The sequence below is a fragment of the Bartonella senegalensis OS02 genome (assembly GCF_000312545.1).
Classification (GTDB): Bacteria; Pseudomonadota; Alphaproteobacteria; order Rhizobiales; family Rhizobiaceae; genus Bartonella; species Bartonella senegalensis.
Genome location: NZ_HE997542.1, coordinates 170,987 through 189,657 on the forward strand (window position 1 = coordinate 170,987; position 18,671 = coordinate 189,657).

Here is an 18,671-nt window from a genome sequence, read left to right on the forward strand (position 1 = left end):
ATGAAAAAAACAAAGAAGAAAATTATCACAGCATTTTATCGCTCAAAATAAATCAGATAAAACGACAACACATAAATTTTTTAATAACAAGATCGTTATGTTTGCAAGCATTCAGAATATAGCTATAGATGAGTGTAGGGTATATTAAAGTTGTTCCAATATAATAGGCTTAATGAGGAGTTAAATTATTAATGCGTCTTTCTCAATATTTCCTTCCAGTTTTAAAAGAAAATCCTAAGGAAGCAGAGATTGTTTCTCATCGCCTCATGTTACGTGCAGGTATGATTCGTCAGCAAACATCAGGGATTTATTCTTGGCTTCCTTTGGGTAAAAAAGTGCTTGATAAAGTTTGTAAAATTATTCGTGAGGAGCAAGAACGCGCCGGTGCTATAGAAATATTAATGCCTACAATTCAATCTGCAGATTTGTGGCGTGAAAGTGGTCGTTATGATGATTATGGTTTGGAAATGCTCCGCATTAAAGATCGTCAAAAACGCGATTTACTTTATGGTCCAACCAACGAAGAGATGGTAACAGATATTTTCCGTTCCTATATTCATTCTTATAAAGATCTTCCGCTTAATTTGTACCAAATTCAATGGAAGTTTCGTGATGAAATCCGTCCACGTTTTGGTGTAATGCGCTCACGCGAATTTTTAATGAAAGATGCTTATTCTTTCGATCTTGATTATGAAGGCTCTAAAATATCTTATAATCGTATGTTTGTTGCTTATTTACGCACTTTTTCTTGTCTTGGTTTAAAAGCAATACCTATGCGTGCTGATACAGGTCCAATTGGTGGTGAACTCAGTCATGAATTTATTATTTTGGCTGAAACAGGAGAGAGCACTCTATTCTGTGATAGACAATTTCTTGAACTTACGGTTCCAGACAGTTCAATCAATTTTAGTGATAAAGCTGTTTTAGCCAATATCGTTAAACAGTGGACCTCTTTCTATGCAGCAACAGAGGAAATGCACGATGAGGAAGAGTGGGTTCAGGTTTCTGCTCATAATCGTCTATCAGCCCGTGGCATTGAAGTAGGACATATTTTCCACTTTGGGACAAAATATTCTGCACCAATGGGAGCAAAAGTTATGGGACAAGATGGAAAAGAGCATGTGGTGTCTATGGGATCTTATGGTATTGGTCCTTCGCGTCTTGTGGCCGCAATTATTGAAGCTTCTCATGATGAAAATGGTATTATTTGGCCAAAGTCGATAGCACCGTTCGATTTTGGTATTATCAATATGAAACCGGATGATGAAAAATGTACGCAAACCTGTGAGATTCTTTATAAGGGCTTTAAAAATGCTGGTTTTGATCCATTATTAGATGACAGAAATGAACGTCCTGGATCAAAATTTGCAACTATGGATTTGATTGGCTTGCCGACACAAATCATTGTTGGACCTAAAAGTCTTGCACAAAATGAGGTTGAAGTTAAAGATCGAAAAACGGATGTTAAAAAATTTCTAACGGTTGAAAATGTACTCAACCAATTTTCTGTAATTTGATAGGCAGTGTTATGAAGTGGTTGGGGAGTAAGTGGTTTTCGTCTTATGAATGGATGATTGCTTTTCGTTATATGATTCCTAATAAAAAACACGTCGTTGCCTCTGTTATTTCAATTATTTCTCTGGTGGGAATTATGTTAGGGGTTTTTGCTCTTGTTGTTGTTATGGCAGTCATGAATGGTTTTCGTATAGAGCTTCTCAACCGTATTCTTGGTATGAATGGGCACCTTATTGTTCAAACAATTAATTCTGGTTTTCCCAATTATAATACTCTTATTCCTTCTATAGAATCTGTCAATGGTGTTAAATTTGCATTGCCTGTTATTGAGGGGCAAGCGCTTGTGCAGGGTGAACTTCAGGGAGGATCTGGTGCTTTAGTGCGCGGTATGCGCAAACAAGATTTAGAAAAGCTTAAAACAGTTTCGGAAAATATTAAATTAGGATCGCTTGCTCAGTTTGATCAAGAAGAAGGTATAGCAATTGGAAGTGGTTTGGCAGAAAAATTAGGTCTTACAATTGGGAATGATCTTCGTATCATTACTCCAGATGGTGATGCGACCCCTTTTGGAGTTACACCACGTGTTAAAGCTTATAAAGTGGTTGCTATTTTTGAAGTTGGTATGTCTGAATATGATTCAATATTCGTTTTTATGCCTCTTCATGAAGCACAAATGTTTTTTAATTTGGGAAATAAGGTTCAGTCTTTAGAGTTATTTCTGAATGATCCTGATGGCGTTGATCGAATAAAACCAATCGTAGAGAAAGCTATTGATCAACAGGTCTATTTAATTGATTGGCGTACACGCAATCAGGCTTTTTTTTCAGCCTTACAGATTGAACGGAATGTTATGTTTTTCATTCTTTCTCTTATTGTCCTTGTTGCTGCTTTGAATATTATTTCCGGACTGATTATGCTTGTAAAAGATAAAAGCCATGATATCGCAATTTTGCGTACGATGGGTGCACAAAAAAATGCGATTCTGCGCATATTTATCGTCACTGGTATGATGATTGGATTGATTGGAACACTCTTGGGCTTAATTTTGGGTGTTATAGCGACCGCGAATATCAATCATATTCAAGATTTTATATCTTGGTTATTTAATGTCGATGTTTTTAATCCTCAACTTTATTTTTTAACAAAATTGCCTGCACAAATTGAGTGGGGGCAGACCTTTATGGTTGCTGTAATGGCTTTATTGTTGTCATTCCTTGCTGCTCTTATTCCGGCGTGGCGCGCTGCCAAGCTAGATCCCGTACAAGCTTTGAGGTATGAATAATGACAGCTATTTTAGAGCTTGTAGAGATTGAACGCCATTTTTTGGGGGGAAATAAACCTCTTATTATTTTGGATAAAGCGAATTTTGTCCTTAATCGTGGGGAACTTGTAGCACTTGTAGCACCCTCTGGTGCTGGAAAATCAACACTTCTTCATATTGCTGGATTATTGGAAAAACCAACTGCTGGTGATGTGGTTTTACGGGGTGTTTCTTGTGCAAAACGCTCTGATAATGAGAGAACGGCTATAAGACGCAATGACATTGGTTTTGTCTATCAGTTTCATCATTTGCTTCCAGAATTTACAGCTTTAGAAAATGTTATGATACCGCAAATGATAGCAGGATTTAAAAAATCCATAGCAAGAGATCGTGCACTTAAATTATTAACATATCTGCGTGTTTCTCATCGCGCTAATCATCGTCCCTCTGAATTATCCGGTGGTGAGCAACAACGTGTTGCTATTGCGCGTGCAGTGGCAAATGGTCCTTCGGTTCTTTTAGCGGATGAGCCTACAGGGAATCTCGATCCTGTAACTTCCGCTTATGTCTTCCAAGCTTTATCTGCACTTGTTCGTCAAGCTGGTCTTTCTGCTCTTATTGCAACACATAATTACGCTTTGGCTAAACAAATGCATCGTCGTATTACACTTAAGGAACAAAAGATTGTTGAACTTCCTTAGAGGTAATGTAAAAAATATTTCTAAAAATTGCCTATTCTATTCATACTACTTTCTACTTAATTCAAGGAGACTTTTATGACAATTGTTGTCGTTGACGAAAATCAATTGGATGTGCGTCGTCGCCGATTGATTTTTCGTGCATGGCATCGAGGTATTCGTGAAATGGATCTCATTTTGGGGCGGTATGTGGATGCGCATATCGGGGGAATGAGTGATAAAAAGGTTTCCGAACTTGAGTATATTATGTCTTTTGAAGATCGTGATTTACTGACATGGATTACAGGAGAAATTTCACCACCATCTGAAGTTGATGGTCCGCTTTTTCGTGACATTGTAAACTACCATGTTTGCGTAAATCTACATTGATCCCATGCCGATATTTAAAAAAATTGTCATTCCTCAGAATATTTCTGCTCACATGGTTTTTGATGGAATTACTGATGGATTTGAAGCTTTTGCTCTTGCTCAATTGAGTTCAACAATTGCACAAGACAAACCACTCGTCTATGTTGTTCGTGATAGCACAAAACTCACGCATTTACAGCAGGTTTTAAATTTTATTGAGCCCAATTTGCCTGTCCTTCAATTTCCTGCATGGGATTGCTTACCCTATGACCGTGTATCCCCTGGAATTGCTGTTATGGCACGCCGGCTCTCAGCTTTGGTGCATATAGCGAATTTGCGTCAAAATCCACGTGCTGCAATTATATTAACAACAGCAAATGCGATTATGCAAAAATTGCCTCCTCATGAAATGGTTGAGACACAGGTGTTTCATGCCCGTGTTGGACAGCCTACGAGCATGGAGCATTTAATTCAATTTTTAGAAATCAATGGTTTTGAGCGTGTTACGGTTGTCCGTGATGTTGGTGAATTTGCTGTGAGAGGAGGAATACTTGATATCTTTTCTCCTGTTGGTACAGAACCTTTACGACTTGATTTTTTTGGGGATATCCTAGAAACTATTCGTGTATTTGATGCAGAAACACAAAGAACCACAAATAAAAAAACAGAACTTTTCTTACACTCAATGAGTGAAGTCGTTCTTACAGCTGAGCGTATTAGCAGATTTAAAAGCAATTATATCCGTACATTTGGTGTATCACAAAAAAATAATATGCTCTATGAAGCTCTTTCTCAAGGGCGACGCTTTGCTGGTATGGAACATTGGCTTCCATTTTTTTATGAAAGGCTTGATACTTTTTTTGATCATTGTGGCACTGTACCAATAGTTTTTGAGCATCTCATAGAAGAAGTGCTCACCGAGCGCTATCGCCTTATTGAAGATTATTATGATGCGCGCAAAGAGAAAGAGCATGAAAATGAGAAACAAAATCCTACTTCTTATCATCCAATAGAGCCTAGCCTTCTCTATTTAACACCAGAGCGTGTTTTAGAAATCGCACAACAATCGAGACAACGGATTGATTTCACACCTTTTCATGTTCCACAGACTTTGGAACAAACTGTTGTTCATGCGAATATTAAAGCTGGATATGATTTTGTAAAAGAGCGTAATGCTCAAGAGAAAAATGTTTTTTCAAGTGTTGTTCATCATATTGCTTCATTGCGTGCTGCTGGTAAAAAGGTGCTTTTAGCGGGGTGGAGTGAAGGGTCTCTTACGCGTTTGCTCCAGGTTCTTGATGAGCATGAATTGAAAAAAATAGATGTTGTAAAATCATTACAAACGGTGAGAGCAACACCACGTGATCATATAACAGCAGCTGTGATAAGGATAGAGCACGGGTTTGAAGTCGAAGATTTTTCTATCATAACAGAGCAAGATATCCTTGGTGACCGATTCATAAGATCGCCCAAAAAGCGTACACACAATAAGAATTTTATTTCTGAAATTGCAGCTTTAAATTCTGGTGATATCGTTGTGCATATCGATCATGGTATTGGACAATTTGTTGGTCTTAAAACCATCACGACAACTGGAATTTTAAGAGATTGTCTTCAAATTAACTATGCTGGTGGTGACCGTCTCTTTTTACCTGTTGAAAATATTGAACTTCTTTCACGTTATGGATCGGAGGGAACAGAGGTTACGTTAGATAAGTTAGGTGGAGTTGCTTGGCAAGCAAGAAAAACACGACTTAAAAAACATTTATTGAACATGGCTGGCCAATTAATTCGTATAGCTGCAGAGCGTGCCATGCGTTCTGCACCTGCTTTGGTTCCGCCAATTGGACCATTTGATGAGTTTGTTGCATGTTTTCCTTACGAAGAGACAGAAGATCAAATGAATGCCATTGATGCGGTTTTAGACGATTTAGCATCGGGTAAACCGATGGATCGTTTAATATGTGGTGACGTTGGCTTTGGAAAAACAGAAGTTGCTATTCGAAGCGCTTTTGTTGCAGCATTAAATGGATATCAGGTTGCTGTTGTTGTACCAACGACTTTGCTTTCACGGCAACATTACAAAACTTTTATTTCACGTTTTCAAGGCTTACCGGTTAAAATTGCTCATGCTTCTAGGCTTGTAAAAACTAAGGAACTCGCAAAAGTTAAAAAGGGTCTTGCAGATGGTACGATTGATATTGTCATTGGAACACATGCACTCTTAAGCGGTACAGTGAATTTTTTACGTTTAGGGCTTCTTATCATTGATGAAGAGCAACATTTTGGTGTAAAACACAAAGAGCGGTTAAAAGAACTTAAAAGTGATATTCATGTTCTTACACTTTCAGCAACACCGATACCACGCACTTTAGGACTTGCTTTATCAGGGGTTCGTGAACTTTCATTGATCACAACTCCTCCTATTGATAGAATGGCGGTCCGTACCTTTATTGCACCATTTGATTCACTTGTTATACGCGAGACATTGCTTCGAGAATATTACCGTGGTGGGCAAAGTTTTTATGTATGTCCTCGTGTTTCTGATCTTGGTTTTGTAGAAGAATATCTCAAAACGCATGTTCCTGAACTCAAATTCGTTGTGGCTCATGGGCAAATGCCAGCTGGACAACTTGATGATATTATGAATGCCTTTTATGAGGGGCAATATGATGTTCTGTTGTCAACAACCATCATTGAATCAGGTCTTGATATTCCAACAGCCAATACATTAATCGTGCATCGCGCTGAGATGTTTGGCCTTGCTGCTCTCTACCAACTGCGTGGTAGGGTAGGGCGTTCAAAACAACGTGCTTACGCACTCTTTACATTTCCTTCTGGTAAAGTTTTAACTCCTGCTGCTGATCGTCGTCTTAAAGTTTTACAATCTCTCGATAGCTTGGGAGCTGGTTTTCAATTGGCAAGCCACGATATGGATATTCGCGGTTCGGGCAATTTTTTAGGTGAAGAGCAATCGGGGCATATCAAAGAAGTTGGATTTGAGCTCTATCAAAAAATGCTTGAAGATGCCGTTGCTGAATTAAAAGATGGTAAGCAGAGTGAGGATAAACAATGGTCTCCTCAAATTTCACTTGGTATAACAATAATGATACCTGAAAGTTTTGTACCTGATTTATCCTTACGTATGGGGCTTTATCGTCGTTTGACAGAACTTGACGGTTTAGAGCAAATTGATGAATTTGCAGCGGAATTAATTGATCGTTTTGGTGCTTTGCCACTTGAAGTTCAACATCTTCTTAAAGTCTTTTATATCAAAATATTATGCCGAAAAGCACATGTAGAAAAATTGGATACAGGACCTAAAGGGGTTGTTATACAATTTCGTAATAATTATTTTGCAAATAGTGTTGCTCTTGTTCAGTGGGTTGGAAAACAAGGTGCTATGGCTAAAATTCGACCAGACCAAACTATTGCTCTTATTCGTGAGTGGGCTACAGTGGAGGAAAGACTTGTTGGGACAGCAACCATTATGACACAGCTTGTAGAAATGGCAGAATAACACCCTGTTTAGAAGATTTTCTATTTTTGTGATAATTATCCGCTTACTTCTTAAAATTATTATATAAAAGGTCTTTATATTATCCAAAATAATTTTAGATTAACACATGTTGATATAATAAAAATTATCTTAAACAACAATAGCCATAAAATGCTAGATGTGATAGATTCGTATGATTTTTCTTAAAAAAGAATGAAATGGTTTCTTCATTGCAAAATTATTCTTTATAGTCTTTTTATTCACCAGTAGAATATATCGCGTAAAGCACGCTTATGCTGAAGCTTTTTTAACAGAGTCATCATCTTTCTTATTTAACATTTGATGAAAAATGCAAGCGTCTTAAAAAAAGATTGCAGGCTATTGAAGAAAGGATAAAATTTATTGAAAATAATATTTGCTGATTTAACTCCTTCGCAAATACGTATCCATAATACAGAGCATGATAAACTTATACAAGAATAGCAGGATCTTGATACGGAGCGTTATGAACTTAATTCAAAACTAGGTGATTTAGCGAAAGAAAAAAAGAGTTTGCATATAGAGCTCATAGAGCAAAGGAATATGGAGTAGGGGAGTATGAAGAGAAAATAAATAAAGTAAGAAGATATCTGAAATCTCGAAGCGCTTATGAATTAGGATTGAGTAGTGAAGAGGCTATTAACGATCGAGATATTGATGAAATAAAGACTTTGGTTGGAAAGAAAAAAATTTTAGTTGGGCAAAAGATGCGATTAATTTAATAGATCCAGATTTAATGAAGCATTTTAAAGAAATGATGGTGATTAGTGTTTCTGATTTTGAAAAAAAATCATCAATGATATAAGGTATATATGATAACGCGTCATCCTTCAAATGTAAAAAGTTCTCCTTTGTTGTGTAAGTCGATGAGAGAATTACATAATATAATGCTTCCAAATAAGCGAAAGAATATTATAAATCGTAAAGTTTCTCGTATTGAAGAGTGGTTCACTCAAAATTAATTGTTTCATATTTTTGAATATATTCAAGTAGAAAGAATTTTTATTTTTTATATATAATAATTATTTTATAATCGCTATATTTTAATAGATTCTATTTATATTATTTTATTTAAATTAATATTATTGATTAAATTATAAAAATAATTTTATTATTATAAATAAATCTATATTTTTATAAATCCATTTTATATTTATTATAGTCATTTTTATATAAGTATAATATAGTAAATTTATTAAACAAATCTAAAATTTAAATAGTAATTATAATAACTTATTTATTTTATATTTCTAAAAATAAATCTCTATTTCATGAATATTTATTATTTTAGATAACATTATTTAAAATTAAGAAAAACTTAAAATGATTTTTGTTAAATTATTTTTTATTCACGCCACCAAGCTTGAAGGCGATATCCGTATAGGGGGGTATAAGCAGGGTGTTTAATATATGACCAATGCGCTATCCACTGTTCAGGTAAATGATACAAAGGGATATAGTAACTTCCAGAAATAAGAATTCTATCCAAAGCACGAACTGCTGCAATGAAATCAACATCTGAATGTGCATCCAGTATCGCTTTTATCATCGCATCTATAGCAGGATCAGCAGCTCCAGCAAAATTAAAACTCCCTTTCAAATTCCGAGAAGCTGAACTCCAACGATTTATTTGCTCATTTCCAGGTGATAGAGAATTTTTTAATTTTCCTATAATCATATCATAATCAAACATTCCTAAGCGATTTTGATATTGGCTATCATCAACGGTTCTTATTTCAGCATCAATACCAAGACGTGACAAAGTACTCTGAAATGCAAGTGCAACCTTTTCTTCTTCAAGTGATTGAGTCATAATTTCAAATTGAAAAGGTAAACCATTGGGAGCAATAAGCCTGTTATTTCTTTTGGTAAAGCCTGCTTCTTGTAACAGTTTCCAAGCTTTTTGAGCGTTTAATCGGTCCATACCCGATCCATCTGTTTTGGAAATACGCCAGCTTCCATCCATGACTTCAGGGAGAACCGCATCAGGATAAGGTGCTAAAAGTGCTTTTTCTTCTTCACTTGCTGGTTTTCCAACAGAGGAAAGGATAGATCCATCCCAATAACCTTGTGTCCTTGTATATATATTATTAAAAAGATGATGATTGACCCATTCAAAATCGAAGAGTATCGACAACGCTTGTCTTACTCTTTTATCTTTAAAAAGTGTGCGACGCGTATTAAAAACAAAACCCATGATATCAGCGGGAGTTCCTTTCGAAAAATTTTCTTTGATAATTCGTCCGTCGCGAACAGCTGGAAAATTATAAGAATGTTGCCAACGATTTGAATTTGTTTCAATAAAAACATCAATTATGCCTTTTTTGAAGGCTTCAAAACGCGCTGTATCATTGCGAAAATATTCAATTTGGATAGTATCAAAATTATTTAATCCTTTATTAACCGGAAGATTTTGCCCCCAATAATAAGGATTGCGTTTATAGATAATCCGTTCACCCAGATCTACATGTTCGATAATATAGGGGCCACTACCTGGAATTTTATTTAGCCCATTTTTTTCAAAATCATCAACATTAATAGCGTGTTTTGGTAATATCGGCATGGCACTTGCTAAGAGAAGTGGAAATTCGCGATCTTTTGAATGAGGAAAGCGTATTTTAATACCGTGGTCTCCGATTTTTTCGACAGACTCTATACGTTTTATATAACGATCAAATGGGGGTCTTCCTTTATCTTTAAGAAGGTTTATTGTGAATAAAACATCTTCAATTGTTAGAGGATGTCCATCTGAAAAACGCGCCTTTGGATTAAGAAAAAAGGTAATTTCAGTGCGCTCATTGTTTAATTCAACTTTTTCTGCTAGAAGACTATAAAGTGTAAATGCTTCATCGCGAGAACGCACCATCATTGTTTCATAAACAAGACTAGAGAATTGTTCATCAGCGAAAAGTCCTCTTGCAGTTGTTCGGAAGCTGCGGATTACAAATGGGTTTAATCCATCAAATGTTCCAACAACACCATAAGTTACTTTCCCATTTCGATTTGCATTGGGAGATGCATAAGGAAAATGATCAAATTGATCCGACAATTTTGCAGCACCATGCATTGCAATACCAGTTGCAAGCGCTCCATGACTTAAAAGAACAATTACAAATGTAAAGAAAAGTCTAAGATCACCAAAATTATAGAATAACATAGAAGTTTACTTTAATCCTATTGCAATATTGATTCGTTTATGCAATCTTAAATCATTTTATTGCACTAAGATATTTTATGAATAAATTTCATAAAAAACCAATGCGATAAAGGTGGGGATACTGCATGAGTGCATAAGATATTTAACTGGCTATTTGTAGTTTTATTTCTCCAAATTTGACTTTTATCTTTGTATTGAAGTAAGAGGTATTAACAAGAGGTGTTATTTTATTGATTTAATTTAATACACTTGATTGAAATTATTTTACTATTCCTAATGTTGGGGTTATTGTAAAAGCGCATTGAAAGGATTAACTTAATCATGTCGCATAAAAATACCTATTTTGCTGTTTCAATATTAGCTGGAGCTCTTGCTCTTTTTATTACAATTCATGCTCCTGCGAGTGCACAAACTTTATCTCAAGGTTGGTATAAAGTTTGCAGTAAACAGCATGATGTTGATATTTGTAATACCATGAACACTGTTTTATCTAATACTGGACAACCTTTGACGGCTTTTAATCTTGTTGAAATAAAAGGGAAACAAAATGAAAGACGTATAGGCATTCAAGTGCCTACAGGCCGTTTTCTCCCAGAAGGGGTGCATATTCAAATTGGAGATAAGTTTTCTAAAAAAGTCCCTTATATTATTTGCAATGGACCAAGTTGTATTGCCAATGATGCCTTAGATGATAAACTCATTGCTGCTATGAAAAGTGGTTCTAAAATGGTTGTAACCACAATTAATTTCCGTGGTTCAGCTAATCCCATTGAATTTTCTCTTAACGGATTTACAGCTGCATACACAGGTCCTGGTATGGAAGAAAAAGATTTTCAACAAGAGCAAATAAAGTTACAACAAGCTATTCAATCAAAGCAAAAAGAGATTGAAGATCGCATGCGGGCCGAACAAGAAAAAGCCAAAGCCAAACAAAATTGATAAGAACATGAGGTAGAAGAATAAAAGAGTATTTTAAAAGTCTTTTTTGTTTCTTTCTTTTAAAACCGCTACAAAATATTTGTAGCGGTTTTTTTATACTTAATTTTTGGAAATTGTTCTGCGTTTCCACCAACCAATCCGCTTAGTTTTGGGAACATCCTCAGGCATTGATGATACAACAACGGGTTGGTTGGCTATTGCTTCAGTTTTGGAGGAAGTTGGCTCGATAACTTCTTCTCTTATAGTTTCCTGTTTTGATGTTTCCTCTATTTGTATTTGCGGTGAGTCCTTAGAGGATAATTTTTTTCGTGTTTTTCGTACTGATTTTTTATTATTTGCAGGAGTTTTTTCTGTCACCTCATGAAAAGCTTCAGCTATTTTTTTTGTTTTAACCTTCTCTTGTGAACTTTCTAGAGACTTTTCTTCTAGAGTTTCTGATATTATTACATTTTGATCATTATCAGCATTTTTTTGACTTTTCTCTGTTTTTGAAGAACGTGCTTTACGTTTTTGAGGTTTAGCAACCGTATCAACTTTTACAGATTCATCTTGTTGTATCGTTAAGTGCTGTGCATCATTTTTTACTTCCTCAAATTCCACAGACTTAGCAGTTTGAGCGTGGCGTTGACGGTAATCAGCTTTAATTTCTGCCAAGGCCTGTTTGGCAAAGTCTCCAACTGGTTCTGCATAAGGAATGTACATCTGATAAAGACTATTTTCCTGATTACGGCGACCACCACGACGTCCTCTACGACGCCCTCTACGACGGGAATCCTCACTTACTATATCATCTTTTTTATGAATGGTGGATAAAGAGCTTTGATGACTTTCATCTTGACGATTTTTACCTCGACGTTTTTGGTTTGTTTCAACGTGTGTACTATCTTCATTAAATTTACTCTCTCTACTCTTTTTTAAGAGAGTATTTTCAGTGACTTCTTCTTTACGATCATCTTCAAAAACCAAAGGAGGCTGAGAAATTGTCCCTGCTATTGTCCCCTTAGAAATGATGAGATGTTGTGTTCCAATGCTATCATCTGCTTCAATACTAATATTAAGCTTAAAACGTGCTTCTAAATTAACAAGAATATTACGTTTGTAGTTTAAAACATAAAGAGCTGTTGCTACAGGGGTACGCACAATAATGTTATGTTTTGAATTGTGAAGAAGATATTCCTCAATTGAGCGCATAACATGTAAAGCAATTGATGATTCGGAACGTACATTTCCTGTTCCAGAGCAATGCGGGCAGGGTTGTGTTGTACTTTCTAAAACCGATATGCGAATACGTTGACGACTCATTTCCAGAAGACCAAAATGTGAAATATGGCCAACTTGAATACGGGCACGGTCGTTTTTTAAGCAATCTTTCAACTTTTTTTCGACCATTCTAATATTACGATCTTCAAGCATATCGATAAAATCAATAACAATCAAACCAGCAAGATCACGCAAACGTAATTGACGTGCTATTTCTTCGGCAGCCTCAAGATTGGTTTGTAAAGCTGTTTTTTCGACAGAGAGTTCTTTGGTTGAGCGTCCAGAATTTACATCAATAGCAACAAGTGCTTCTGTTTGATTAATAACAAGATAACCACCAGATTTTAAAGAAACTTGCGGATGCAACATTTTATCGAGTTGAATTTCGATATTATTGCGTGCAAAAATAGGGATAGGATCGCGATAAGGTTGCACAACTTTTGCATGACTTGGCATGAGCATACGCATGAAATCTTTTGCTTCACGATATCCTTGATCACCGGAAACAAGAATTTCATTGATATTCTTATTGTAAAGATCGCGTATAGAACGCTTTATAAGATTACTTTCCTCATGGACAAGGCATGGGGCGGTGGATTTGAGTGTTAAAGTACGAATAGTATCCCATAACCTTGTAAGATATTCATAATCGCGTTTAATCTCAGCTTTTGTTCTATTGGCTCCAGCCGTTCGTAAGATAACTCCCATACCTTTTGGAACTGCTAATCCTTTTACAATTTCTTTAAGACGCTTGCGATCCTGTACATTGGTGATTTTCCGTGAAATACCACCACCGCGTGCTGTGTTGGGCATTAAAACAGAATAACGACCTGCTAGAGATAAATATGTTGTGAGGGCTGCACCCTTATTCCCACGCTCTTCTTTGATAACTTGTACCAACAAAATTTGACGCCGTTTAATTACTTCTTGAATTTTATACTGACGTCCCTGTTTACGCTGATAGGTAGGGAGTTCTTCGCGAACATCTTCTTCCCCAACCATTTCAATATCATTATGAGAAATATCTGTATCAAATGCTTCTTCTGCATCATCAATTGTGATTGTATCAAACGTGATGTCATTTTCAACATCCGCTGCTATAATACTACTTTTTTTATCTTTTTTTGTCTTTCTAGAGCGTTTTTTATTTTTGTTTGTTTCTTCAATGAAAGCCTCTGCATGACTTTCTCCCACCGCAGCTTTTTCCTCTTCTTCAAGAAGAGCGAGGCGATCAGCAAGAGGAATCTGGTAATAATCAGGATGAATTTCAGAAAATGTCAAAAAACCATGGCGGTTGCCACCATATTCGACAAAAGCAGCTTGAAGAGACGGTTCTACACGCGTAATGCGTGCGAGATAAATATTCCCCTTGAGCTGCTTTTTATGTTCCGATTCAAAATCAAGTTCTTCAATTTTGTTGCCATGAACAACGACAACACGTGTTTCCTCCGGGTGAGAGGCATCTATAAGCATTTTGTTTGACATAATTTAAAATCCTGAAGGCGACATGCACAATTTGATTAAAGTGAAAAGTCACACTCTTCGCAAACATAAAGGGCTGTCTGCCATGAAAGGGAGGTGCTAGCAAAACAGGACGGGGAATGGGGTGCAAATACATGATTGCACTGAAAGTATTCTTCATCATCATTTCCATCTGTTTTGTATGACTCATAACTTTCGTAAGTCTCCAGCAAAACAATCTTTAAAAAAGTTCGGATCTCCGAACCAGCGAATCTTATAACGCAATTCTAGCGAACATAAAGATTTTTCATCCATAAAAAGCCTAAATTTGTAATACGCAACAGATTCTCTCAAAGACAACTTAATATGGACTACAGATAATTTAGATGGCTCTTATTGGCTAGAAAGCGTAAATGTTCTTTTATGTTGATATCATACTTTTGGCAAGTAACAATAATCAATATATGGCATTATAATGTTCTTATTGCCTTAATTTAGTTTTTGGGTTCTTGATTTTAAGTTCGTAGTTTAAGTCCGTTGGTATTACTGTTGATATGACTAAAACGAGTTGTTTGTTTAATGTAGAGTAGAGTATTTTGCTTATGATAAGAGGGTTTTCTACCAAAAAGACAGCCTATTGGCGTCTTATTTTACACCTCATATACTGTGTATTATGTTTTTTAATATTCCAAACAAATATCCACGCTGCAGATTCCTTGAAACTTGCCAATTTTCGAACCATTGGTGATAATAAGCGCACGCGTATTATTGCAGTTTTTAATGCTGAACCAAATGTTTTTTTGCAGGTTTTGGATAATCCTGCGCGCTTGGTTATCAATTTACCTACTGTTGATTTTTCAGTGCAAAACGCATCTTTAAAGGACCAAAATAGATTATCAAATATGCTCTCAGACGTGCGTTATAGTTTTTCTGATAGAGAAACTTCACGCATTATTTTGACAAGTAAAACAGCGTTTGTTGTTGAAAAAAGTACAGTACAGAAATTAGAGAATGGCTCATGGCAACTTTTGATTGATATTACGCAAAGCACACAAAAAAAATTTGATGCGTTATTGCAAAAACAACAACAAACTGCTCCCAATATAAAAATACAGAGAGATTTTCCTCATAATTTTCGTGTTGTTCTTGATCCTGGACATGGGGGTATTGACGGTGGTGCACGGGGAGTTAGTGGAATTTTAGAAAAAGATGTAACACTAGCCTTTGCCCGTGCATTGCGAGATGAATTACAAAAAAGCCCACACACCATTGTTGCATTAACAAGGGATTCTGATGTCTTTTTAAGATTAAGTGAAAGAGTTAAAAAGGCACAGGAATTTGATGCTGATCTTTTCATATCCATTCATGCAGATACCATTGATGTACATTCTCTTCGTGGTGCTACAGTCTATACCATATCGGACAAAGCATCTGATGCAATTGCAAAATCCTTAGCTGAAAATGAAAATAAAGCGGATCTTCTTGATGGTTTACCTGCAGAGGAATTGCTTGAAGTAACAGATATTTTGCTCGATTTGACTCGCCGTGAAACGCATGCATTTTCGATTAATTTTGCTAATAATGTTGTCTCAAATTTATCAAAGAGTCATATCAATTTGATCAATAATCCTCATCGATATGCTGATTTTCAAGTCTTAAGAGCTCCAGATATTCCTTCTGTCTTGATAGAGATAGGTTATTTATCAAATAAAGAGGATGAAAAATTATTAAACAATCCCCAATGGAGAGAAAAAATGGCTACCTCTATCGCTTATTCTATTCGTCAATTCGCTGAGTATAGACAGAAAATTATGCAGCCTCTTTAAATAGGTTAGGAAATAGAGTATTAATAGGAATTTCTAATATAAATATTTAAGAGATGGAGAACAGTTCTTTCTCTCAATGGAGTGGCATGTCATCTTGTTCTTGATAAGATAATGTGTTTTTTTAAGCTTATTCTAAAGAAAGCGATAGCCGTTTTGATGATGATTTTTTTTAGATATCTTCTAAGTTTTGTTGGTGCAATTGGTTTGTTGGGAGGGGGGGCGCAAAGAGTAATAGCAAAAAGTCAGGACAATGCGCTTCCTGATTACGAGGTTCTTTCGCTCTATGAGCCACCTGTAATGACGCGTGTCCATGCGTCTGATGGGAGCCTTATGGCAGAATTTGCTACAAAACGTCGCCTCTATTTACCAATTCAATCAATACCCAAACAGCTTAAAGATGCTTTTATTTCGGCCGAAGATAAAAATTTTTATCATCATTTTGGTTTAGATCCCGAAGGGCTTTCTAGAGCCTTAATCAATAATATCCGTAATATTGGTTCTGGAAAACGTCCGGAAGGGGCTTCAACGATTACACAACAAGTTGCTAAAAACTTTCTTTTAAGTTCAGACGCAACGTTGGAGCGTAAATTAAAAGAAGCTATCCTAGCGATGCGTATTGAGAAAACCTACTCGAAAGATCATATTCTTGAACTTTATCTCAATGAAATTTATCTTGGTCGGAGTACTTATGGTATTGCAGCAGCCTCTTTGACCTATTTCAATAAATCCGTCAATGATTTGACCTTAGAGCAGTGTGCTTATTTGGCTGCTCTTCCGAAAGGTCCAGCAAATTATGATCCATTCAAAAATACACAACGGGCTATTAATCGGCGCAATTGGGTTATCGATCGGATGGTTGCAAATGGATATGTCACACGTGAACAAGGTGAAGAAGCTAAAGCAAAACCACTAGGAGTCACGATACGGGGGAGCGATAACTACGTTTTTGCTGCTGACTATTTTACTGAAGAAGTGCGGCGCCGTCTAATGCATCGCTATGGAGCAAAAACACTTTATGAAGGTGGACTTTCAATTCGTACAACGCTTGATCCTCATTTGCAACTTATTGCTAGGCGTGCTTTGCACAATGGACTCATTAAATTTGATCATTCACAAGGATGGCGCGGAGCTTACGGACGTATTGATAAGAAAGATGATTGGGGTGTAGAACTTGCAAATATCGCAGGGTTAAGTGATGTTCCTGAATGGCGGTTAGCTGTTGTTCTTTCTTCTAATGCTCATAAAGTAGAGATTGGTTTACAGCCACAGCGCGAGGATTCAGGTTTATTATCAACAAAACGGGAAATTGCTGTTTTATCTGAAGCTGATTCACAATGGGCATTACATATTGTGAAAGAAAATGGCTATCGAAGAACTGTTCAGAATTTGTCGCATGTTCTACAAGTTGGAGATGTTGTTTTTGTTGAGAAAGTATCAAATACGGATAATAGGTATCGTTTACAACAAATTCCAAAGGTTGAAGGTGCAATTGTTGCTATGGAACCTCATACAGGGCGTGTTCTTGCAATGGTGGGAGGATTTTCTTTTGCAGCTTCTGAATTCAATCGTGCAACACAAGCTTATCGTCAGCCTGGTTCTGCTTTCAAGCCTTTTGTGTATGCAGCTGCACTTGACAATGGATATACACCAGCATCCGTTGTTTTAGATGGTCCTATAGAAATTCGCCAATATAATGGTGAGATTTGGCAACCCAAAAATTATGGTGGCACCTTTGCGGGACCTTCGACGTTGCGTTATGGCATTGAACATTCTCGTAATCTTATGACAATACGCCTTGCTAACGATATGGGAATGCCTCTTGTTGCTGAATATGCAGAGCGTTTTGGTGTTGTCGATAAATTGCAACCTTATCTTCCCATGGCCTTAGGAGCCGCTGAAACAACAGTTCTGAGGATGGTTACAGCTTATTCAGTGATAGCCAATGGGGGGCGCTCTATTCATCCTTCTCTGATAGATCGAATTCAAGATCGTTATGGGAAAACGATTTACCGTCATGATGATCGTCTTTGTGAGAATTGTAATGCTCAATCATGGGATAATCAAGGTGAACCCACACTGATTGATGAGCGAGATCAAGTTCTTGATCCTATGACAGCTTATCAGATTACTTCAATGATGGAAGGGGTTGTTCAACGCGGTACAGCTGCGCGTTTACGTTATCTCAATCGACATATTGCCGCTAAAACAGGAACAACCAATGATTCTAAAGATGTATGGTTTATGGGATTTACCCCTGATCTTGTCGTTGGTATTTTTGTTGGTTACGATCAACCCGCACCTTTAGGATATAATGGAACGGGAAGTTCATTGGCAGCGCCTATTTTTGGTGAGTTTATGGCAGCGGCTTTGAAAGGAAAGCCAGATGTACCATTTAAAATGCCAGAAGGTATGATTTTAATGCCTATTAATCGTAAGACAGGTATGCTTGCGGAAAGAGGAGAGCAAGATGTTATTATAGAAGCCTTTAAACCAGGAACCGGACCCGCTGATATATATCAAGTCATTGGAAGTACAAACTCTTTTCAAGAAGGCGTTCCTGTAATAACGACTTCTCCGCAAGTCAACAAGGCTCTTGAAAGTGGTACGGGTGGGTTGTATTAATCGATAAGAATCTTTTTTGAGATAACTGGCAGAGAGAAAGGATTTT

Annotated in this window: 10 protein-coding genes; 8 read left to right on the forward strand and 2 right to left on the reverse strand. The window is 36.6% G+C overall.

The features are described 5' to 3' along the window. Positions 1-191 precede the first annotated feature (191 nt). The 5 genes from proS to mfd all read left to right on the forward strand — a co-directional run bounded on the left by proS (position 192) and on the right by mfd (position 7,342). Positions 192-1,517: a proline--tRNA ligase gene (gene proS, locus BN200_RS06550; RefSeq protein ID WP_019221747.1), complete on the forward strand. Its 1,326-nt coding sequence runs from the start codon at positions 192-194 to the stop codon at positions 1,515-1,517. A gap of 11 nt (positions 1,518-1,528) precedes the next feature. Next, on the forward strand, positions 1,529-2,797 hold the full coding sequence (locus tag BN200_RS06555; protein ID WP_034989219.1) for a lipoprotein-releasing ABC transporter permease subunit: 1,269 nt from the start codon (positions 1,529-1,531) through the stop codon (positions 2,795-2,797). Next, positions 2,797-3,477: an ABC transporter ATP-binding protein gene (locus BN200_RS06560; RefSeq protein ID WP_019221749.1), complete on the forward strand. Its 681-nt coding sequence runs from the start codon at positions 2,797-2,799 to the stop codon at positions 3,475-3,477. Before BN200_RS06555 ends, BN200_RS06560 begins: the two co-directional genes overlap by 1 nt. A 75-nt stretch (positions 3,478-3,552) precedes the next feature. Beyond that, the gene (locus tag BN200_RS06565; RefSeq protein WP_019221750.1) at positions 3,553-3,843 is read left to right on the forward strand and encodes an FAD assembly factor SdhE; all 291 of its coding nucleotides are present in this window, start codon (positions 3,553-3,555) and stop codon (positions 3,841-3,843) included. 4 nt (positions 3,844-3,847) lie between these two features. After that, on the forward strand, positions 3,848-7,342 hold the full coding sequence (mfd, locus tag BN200_RS06570; protein ID WP_034989221.1) for a transcription-repair coupling factor: 3,495 nt from the start codon (positions 3,848-3,850) through the stop codon (positions 7,340-7,342). Positions 7,343-8,705: 1,363 nt separating this feature from the next. Here the strand turns inward: mfd and BN200_RS06575 are convergent. Next, entirely contained in the window at positions 8,706-10,517 is a 1,812-nt protein-coding gene (locus BN200_RS06575) for an extracellular solute-binding protein (protein WP_019221752.1), read from the reverse strand. A 321-nt stretch (positions 10,518-10,838) separates the two neighbouring features. Between BN200_RS06575 and BN200_RS06580 the strand changes: the two genes are divergently transcribed. Next, positions 10,839-11,456 carry an invasion associated locus B family protein gene (locus BN200_RS06580; protein WP_019221753.1) on the forward strand — a complete coding sequence of 206 codons (618 nt, stop codon included), beginning with the start codon at positions 10,839-10,841 and terminating at the stop codon, positions 11,454-11,456. Between the two features lie 99 nt (positions 11,457-11,555). Here the strand turns inward: BN200_RS06580 and BN200_RS06585 are convergent, their stop codons facing one another. Beyond that, positions 11,556-14,201 carry an Rne/Rng family ribonuclease gene (locus BN200_RS06585; protein WP_019221754.1) on the reverse strand — a complete coding sequence of 882 codons (2,646 nt, stop codon included), beginning with the start codon at positions 14,199-14,201 and terminating at the stop codon, positions 11,556-11,558. A gap of 578 nt (positions 14,202-14,779) precedes the next feature. Here BN200_RS06585 and BN200_RS06590 point away from each other — a divergent pair. Next, positions 14,780-16,003, forward strand: a complete 1,224-nt coding sequence (locus BN200_RS06590) for an N-acetylmuramoyl-L-alanine amidase (RefSeq protein ID WP_019221755.1) — start codon at positions 14,780-14,782, stop codon at positions 16,001-16,003. A gap of 156 nt (positions 16,004-16,159) precedes the next feature. Continuing rightward, positions 16,160-18,625 (forward strand): penicillin-binding protein 1A, encoded by a 2,466-nt coding sequence (locus tag BN200_RS06595; RefSeq protein ID WP_034989279.1) that lies wholly within the window; start codon positions 16,160-16,162, stop codon positions 18,623-18,625. Positions 18,626-18,671 lie beyond the last annotated feature (46 nt).